At 59.3% G+C, this 5,153-nt stretch carries 7 protein-coding genes and 1 pseudogene; 5 read left to right on the forward strand and 3 right to left on the reverse strand.

Features of this window, described 5'->3' with window-relative positions; genetic code table 11:
• Positions 1-172: 172 nt before the first annotated feature.
• Both EN939_RS16720 and EN939_RS16725 read left to right on the forward strand, forming a co-directional pair.
• Positions 173-643, forward strand: coding sequence for a YbhB/YbcL family Raf kinase inhibitor-like protein (locus EN939_RS16720; RefSeq protein ID WP_127268875.1), 471 nt, complete (start codon positions 173-175; stop codon positions 641-643).
• Between the two features lie 84 nt (positions 644-727).
• The gene (locus EN939_RS16725) at positions 728-886 is read left to right on the forward strand and encodes a hypothetical protein (protein WP_127268877.1); all 159 of its coding nucleotides are present in this window, start codon (positions 728-730) and stop codon (positions 884-886) included.
• Between the two features lie 95 nt (positions 887-981).
• On the opposite strand, the gene EN939_RS16730 is transcribed toward EN939_RS16725, so the two are convergent.
• Positions 982-1,410 carry a hypothetical protein gene (locus EN939_RS16730; RefSeq protein ID WP_127268879.1) on the reverse strand — a complete coding sequence of 143 codons (429 nt, stop codon included), beginning with the start codon at positions 1,408-1,410 and terminating at the stop codon, positions 982-984.
• Between the two features lie 192 nt (positions 1,411-1,602).
• Here EN939_RS16730 and EN939_RS16735 point away from each other — a divergent pair, with 192 nt between their 5' ends.
• Positions 1,603-3,504 carry a DUF4396 domain-containing protein gene (locus tag EN939_RS16735; RefSeq protein ID WP_127268880.1) on the forward strand — a complete coding sequence of 634 codons (1,902 nt, stop codon included), beginning with the start codon at positions 1,603-1,605 and terminating at the stop codon, positions 3,502-3,504.
• Positions 3,505-3,560: 56 nt separating this feature from the next.
• Here the strand turns inward: EN939_RS16735 and EN939_RS16740 are convergent, their stop codons facing one another.
• Complete coding sequence (locus EN939_RS16740) at positions 3,561-3,719, reverse strand: hypothetical protein (protein ID WP_081738677.1); 159 nt, start codon at positions 3,717-3,719, stop codon at positions 3,561-3,563.
• Positions 3,720-3,869: 150 nt separating this feature from the next.
• Positions 3,870-4,097 carry a hypothetical protein gene (locus EN939_RS16745; RefSeq protein WP_127268882.1) on the reverse strand — a complete coding sequence of 76 codons (228 nt, stop codon included), beginning with the start codon at positions 4,095-4,097 and terminating at the stop codon, positions 3,870-3,872.
• 253 nt (positions 4,098-4,350) lie between these two features.
• On the opposite strand from EN939_RS16745, the gene EN939_RS16750 reads away from it, so the two are divergent.
• Both EN939_RS16750 and EN939_RS16755 read left to right on the forward strand, forming a co-directional pair.
• Positions 4,351-4,746, forward strand: a complete 396-nt coding sequence (locus EN939_RS16750) for a hypothetical protein (RefSeq protein ID WP_127268883.1) — start codon at positions 4,351-4,353, stop codon at positions 4,744-4,746.
• A 52-nt stretch (positions 4,747-4,798) separates the two neighbouring features.
• Positions 4,799-5,153: pseudogene (locus EN939_RS16755) on the forward strand (NADH-quinone oxidoreductase subunit D); the annotation flags it as partial.

The following is a 5,153-nucleotide window of genomic DNA, read 5'->3' on the forward strand; positions in this document are numbered from 1 at the left end:
GGAACGATCAAGGAAGGCGAAGAGTTCGAGCTTGAAGGCGAGAATACGGTCGAAGGTGACGTCGAAAACGACACGACCGCCGCTGGCGGGATCGATCCAAGACAAAAGATGCGGACCAACAAATAGCTGCCCTGCGCGTCGCTGCGATCAACTTCGCCGGAAGGAGTGAACCATGCCACTTGCCCTTAGCAGTGCCGCCTTTGCCGAAGGCGGACAAATTCCCGAAAGATACACACGAGACGGCAAAAACGTATCGCCGCCGCTGAAATGGTCTGGAGTGCCGGACGAAGCAAAGAGTCTCGTTCTCGTCGTTCAGGATCCTGACGCGCCGAGCGGAACGTTTGGTCATTGGGCGGTGTTCAACATCTCCCCGGACACGAGGGAACTTCCCGAGGCCGAAAGCGGCAAGCCGGGTCCGGGCGCCCTCAGGCAAGCAACGAATGATTTTGGCAACGCCTATTACGACGGCCCTGAACCGCCGGTCGGACATGGCGTTCACCATTACCATTTCCGGCTGGCCGCGCTCGACACGCCGAGCCTTGCCATTCCAGCGAGCGTGGGCATCGAGCGCATCTGGCGGGAGGCGCAGAAACATTCGCTTGAGCAGGCTGAACTCATCGGAACCTACGAACGCAATTCGTAAGTTAATGACCAGGGGCGACCGAGGTGGCCTGCTGCACGGAACGGTTCTCCTCCTCGCCGGTTGTCTGGGAAAGGAGATGCCGCCATGTTTGGAGATATCATGTGGTTGGTCGTCGTTGCCGGCGGCCCATTGCTGCTGATCGTGCTGATGGCCTATGCCGTTATCGCACGCCGTCGGCGTGGACCCGCCGAACAACGGGAGAGCGACCGGGCGACCAACCGGCTGTACCAGGACAAGCGTTGATCCGCGTCGGCAAGACAATCCGATTGGCAAGACATCCAATCGGCAAGACAGGGGATCGTATGCCGCACCGAAGCGACGACGATCCCCAACTACGGTCAGCGCATTATCCTTTGCCGCAACCACGCAAAGAACCTGCCGCTGATGGCTGAGCGGACCCGCGTCGCAGCCCAGCGCGCTTTCATGGTTGAGCCGACGTGGCAATCGCAGACGATGTCGTGCAGCTGCCAGTCGTTCAGTTCGAAAAAGCGCCTTGCCTCACCGTATGTGTCGTCCTTTAAACCCGATGCGCGCAGCACTGGATCCTCGAAGGCGACCGAAATTGCCGTTCCCTCGCCCCGCATCAATGAACGTGCTTCAGGGTGCAGATGTTCGGTGCCTGCAAACGCCCCAAGGCATCGCTCGGGATTACGCTCCAGCAGTTCAGCCCAGCGCTCTATGCGCTGATTTCGTGTCATGGCGGAATAAGCAGCCGACGATTCAATCTTGGCGACGGCATGCAGTTGGTCGAGTGTTTGATGTTTCATGGCCAGCTCCTGTTGAGGCAGCGAAGCGCCCACGCCTTCAAGGGAATTACCGCGCGTTAATGCTTCGACAAGAGCGCCAGGCTGGAGAATTCGACACAACCGGATTGGGCCGGCGGGATCATAAACACGCCGGCTGCGTTCATCGACGGGGGCTGCTTGTGACAAGCCACTGATCCGCGACGGGATGCATCCATGTTCATCCAGCCAATCGACTATTTCCTTGCCGTCTGGTTCGCTCTTGCCGCCGCCTCGACGCTTTATGTCGGCTTCGATCAATACCGCAACAATCCCGAACCGGTGGTGATGAAATGGGGCTTCATCCTGGTGACCCTCTATATGGGTCCATTGGGGCTGCTGCTTTATGTGCTTGCAGACAAGGAGCCACGTCCAGGCGAGCATGAAGACTTCACCAGGCCGCTGTGGAAACAGGGGGTCGGCTCGACCATCCACTGCGTTGCCGGCGATGCGACCGGCATCATTCTCGCCGCAGTCATCACGGCAACGCTTGGCCTGCCGATGTGGCTCGACCTCATCGTCGAATATCTGGCGGGCTTTGCCTTCGGCCTGTTCATCTTCCAATCGCTGTTCATGAAATCGATGATGGGCGGCACCTACTGGGAGAACGTGCGCAAGAGCTTCTTGCCCGAGTTCATCTCGATGAATTTCATGATGGCCGGCATGGCGCCCGTCATGAGCTTTCTGATGATGGGACGCGACATGCGCGCCATGGAGCCGACCGAGCTTTTGTTCTGGGGCGTGATGTCGATCGGCGTCATCGCCGGCTTCACGCTCGCCTATCCGGCCAATGTCTGGCTGGTCGCGCGCGGGCTGAAGCACGGATTGATGACGCAGCGCCCGCAGGCGAACGAAACGAGCAGTGGAGAGCCGACCGCCCACCAACAGCACGCTACGCATCACCCCAACGCCGGCGACGATCGACGAAGCCGCAACACCTCCCACAAGTCCAAACGCAGCGGCCATCAGATGGAGACGGACGCTACGACGCCGCAGATTGCGGCCCTCGGTATTGTGTCGGTGTTGGCGTTGGCGATCGGCATGGCCGCGCCGGCGAACTGGCTGAACCTGACGCTTTCGGCGCGTGACGTCGGCGGCGCGATCATGCCGCAAGGCATGATCATGGGTCGCGACACGCCGGCGGAATCCATGCGTGACATGGCTGCAACCGATCCGCGTCGCGTTACCTCGTCCTATGGTCTTGCCGCCAAGGGCGACCAGGAACTGCCATTCCGTCTAGAGAACGGCGTCAAGGTGTTCGAGCTCAGACCATCGGTGGTCCGCTGGCAGATCCTGCCCAACGTCGCGGTCGACGCCTATGCCTACAATGGCCAGATTCCCGGTCCGCGCATCCACATTCGCCAGGGCGATAAGGTTCGCATCGACGTCACCAACGACCTGCCCGAGGAAACCACGGTGCATTGGCACGGCATGATCCTGCCGAACCAGATGGATGGACCTGCCGAGATCACCCAGCCGCCGATCGAGCCTGGACAATCCTATTCCTATGCGTTCACCGCGACCCAGCACGGGACCTACTTCTATCATCCGCATGCCAAGCCGGACCGCACCCAGGCGCTGGGGCTTTATGGGGCGCTGATTATCGATCCCGCCAATCCTGCCGACGAGGTTCCGGCTGACCACGACTATGTCATCGAACTTCAGGAATGGCTGGTGCGCGATGGGCTGACTTATCCGTCGATGCCCATGGAAGGCGGCATGCCGAACTTCTTCACCATCAACGGCAAAGCCTATCCCGCAACCGACACCATTCCTATGAAGGTGGGCGAGACGCTGAAGGTGCGTTTCATCGGCACCAACAACGGCTTCGTCCATCCAATGCATATCCATGGCGGACCCTTCGAGGTCGTCGCCCGTGACGGTGAGACGCTTTCTTCGTCGGCGCGCTTTCTGGCCGATACGATCAATGTCGGACCGGGACAGCGCTATGACGTCGTGTGGAAGGCGCTGCGTCCTGGCAAGTGGCTCATTCACTGCCACATCCCGCATCACACGACGAACAACAATGTCGAGGAGAAGGGCGGCGGCGGGCTGATGGTGGTCATCGAGGTCGGCTAGATCTGCCAACCCCTTGCGAATTTGCCGATGTCATCCGGAGGCCGCGTCGTTGCGCGCTACTTCTTGATAATGGTTCCGTTGCGCAAGTCGAATGCCTCGGTACCGCGAGCCTGGCGGTAGAAATCGTCCTGCAATTCGCCCCACTCGCCGAGAAAGGCGCCGCAATTGCTGCAATGAATTGGCGTCGATTCCTTGGCGTTGTCGGGAATGTCCATTTGGATAGTCCCACAAGCCTTGCAATCGAGTTTGTCGTCCAGCCGTCGTCCCATTTCCCAATAATTGCGCATTTTCGGCCATGAGCCAATTGTCGATTTCGTACCAAATCGCTTCAACCACCGGTGAGTCCTCCAGCCATGGCTCATCGGTCAATCGCGAGAGTCAAAAAGGACGGCCAGCCCCAGTTCCCGTGCCAGCTCGACGATCGTCTCCATCAACTCATCGTCTGTATCCTGCAAATAAGGCGCGTCCCTGCGAGCGGCCTCTATCGCCGCTTTGACCGAAACGATGTCGCCGTATCGCCCACTTCGAAGCTGCTCTGCCAGAAATGCCTTGGCGGTACCGACAGGTCTTATTGCCCATCTGGCGATGCTCATGCGGCTCCCTCCCATGGTCACCTCTGCTTTATTTTGATCCTCTCCAAGGTGCAGATCAATCGATGGTACGATTCCGTACGCAACCGCTCAGCCGGTTGGGAGACAGCCATATGACGTCGTCTGGGCCATGGTTCGTTCGGCGTTTCCCCAGGGGGGTCGACGCGAAATTGCCCAGTGTGACCAGCCCCGCGGGAACAATCGCTCGGCATGGGGGTTTCTTCAAAATCTCCCTCGAAGGATGCAAGGAGCGACCATGCGCATGTTGACGATAGCTGTCGCACTTTCCGGGGCGGTCATCATTCAGCCCGTCTACGCCCAAACTGTTGGACCGCAGCTTCCCCAGGTGACGCCACCGCAGGGCGAAGTGCAACCGGAGCAGGCGCTGTCAGATCCAGGCTCTGCTGATTTGAATTTCACCGGCGTTGCCATTGTCGCCGTCGAGGATCTGCCTGACGAAATCAAGGCGCAGGCGGATGCCGTGATCAATCAGACCAGCGCCGAAGATTTGCTACGCCTGCAAAACTCAGTCGATGCTTCGCCTCAAGCGACATCGGCCTTGAGGGCGAATGGGCTCAATTCCTCGCAGGTTGTCGCTGCAAACATAGATGGCGATGGCACCCTGACGCTGATCATTCAGACGACGACTTGAGGCGCCGAACCATTCGCATCACGCCTTGCCCCGACAGTCGCGGAGAGCAGCGATGGTCGAAGCCCCCGTTCGCAACTTCACCATCAATTTCGGGCCCCAGCATCCGTCGGCCCACGGTGTTCTTCGGCTGGTGCTCGAACTGGACGGCGAGATCGTCGAGCGTGCCGATCCGCATATTGGCTTACTGCATCGCGGCACCGAAAAACTCATAGAGCACAAGAACTATTTGCAAGCGCTGCCCTATTTCGACCGGCTCGACTATGTCGCGCCGATGAACCAGGAGCATGCGTTCTGCCTCGCTGCCGAAAAACTGCTCGAAATCAGCGTTCCAACGCGTGGACAACTCGTCCGTGTTCTTTTTTGCGAAATCGGCCGGCTTCTGTCGCATCTCCTCAACGTCACGACGC

The organism is Mesorhizobium sp. M7A.F.Ca.CA.002.05.1.1 (genome assembly GCF_003998335.1).
Taxonomy (GTDB): Bacteria; Pseudomonadota; Alphaproteobacteria; order Rhizobiales; family Rhizobiaceae; genus Mesorhizobium.

What these genes read in the sequence shown, in the direction of transcription:
- EN939_RS16725 (WP_127268877.1), top strand. Translation starts at nt 728, where the DNA reads ATGTTTGGAGATATCATGTGGTTGGTCGTCGTTGCCGGCGGCCCATTG.
- EN939_RS16750 (WP_127268883.1), top strand. Translation starts at nt 4,351, where the DNA reads ATGCGCATGTTGACGATAGCTGTCGCACTTTCCGGGGCGGTCATCATT.
- EN939_RS16735 (WP_127268880.1), top strand. Translation starts at nt 1,603, where the DNA reads ATGTTCATCCAGCCAATCGACTATTTCCTTGCCGTCTGGTTCGCTCTT.
- EN939_RS16740 (WP_081738677.1), bottom strand. Translation starts at nt 3,719, where the DNA reads ATGGACATTCCCGACAACGCCAAGGAATCGACGCCAATTCATTGCAGC.
- EN939_RS16745 (WP_127268882.1), bottom strand. Translation starts at nt 4,097, where the DNA reads ATGAGCATCGCCAGATGGGCAATAAGACCTGTCGGTACCGCCAAGGCA.
- EN939_RS16730 (WP_127268879.1), bottom strand. Translation starts at nt 1,410, where the DNA reads ATGAAACATCAAACACTCGACCAACTGCATGCCGTCGCCAAGATTGAA.
- EN939_RS16720 (WP_127268875.1), top strand. Translation starts at nt 173, where the DNA reads ATGCCACTTGCCCTTAGCAGTGCCGCCTTTGCCGAAGGCGGACAAATT.